Origin of the sequence: Stutzerimonas degradans, assembly GCF_024448505.1 — a bacterium.
In the GTDB taxonomy this organism is placed as follows: Bacteria; Pseudomonadota; Gammaproteobacteria; order Pseudomonadales; family Pseudomonadaceae; genus Stutzerimonas; species Stutzerimonas degradans.
The window spans coordinates 1-536 of sequence record NZ_JAMOHV010000031.1 but is presented as its reverse complement, the minus strand read 5'-3'; the positions used below and the strand labels follow the sequence as shown (position 1 = coordinate 536).

Here is a 536-nt window from a genome sequence, read left to right as displayed (position 1 = left end):
ACCGCTGGCCAGACCGCCTTCGAGCTTCTCCGCGGCGCCGCCGGTGAGGATCTGCGCGCCTTCCTGCTGGGCGATGTCCATGTAGGACAGAATCTTGTCGAACTGTTGCTCGGAGGCCTGAGCGCCGACCATGGTGTCGGTATCCAGCGGGTTGCCGCGCTTGATGGCCTTGATCTTCTTCATCACCACTTCCATGAAGGGCTCGAAGATAGATTCCTGAATCACCGCGCGCGACGGGCAGGTGCACACCTCGCCCTGGTTGAAGAACGCCAGCACCAGGCCTTCGGCAGCCTTCTCGATGAACGCCGGCTCGGCATTCATGATGTCTTCGAAGAAGATGTTCGGGCTCTTGCCGCCCAGCTCGACGGTGCTCGGAATGATGTTTTCGGCCGCGCAACGCATGATGTGCGCGCCAACCGGGGTCGAGCCGGTGAAGGCGATCTTGGCGATGCGGGTGCTGGTGGCCAGCGCCTGGCCGGCTTCACGACCGAAGCCCTGAACGATGTTCAGCACGCCCGGCGGCAGCAGATCGCCAA

General features: G+C 63.1%; 1 protein-coding gene. It reads right to left on the bottom strand.

The annotated features are described in order from the left end of the window. Positions 1-536 (bottom strand): aldehyde dehydrogenase family protein (locus NAV27_RS19135; protein ID WP_256055323.1); only part of this gene is annotated, 536 nt, incomplete at both ends.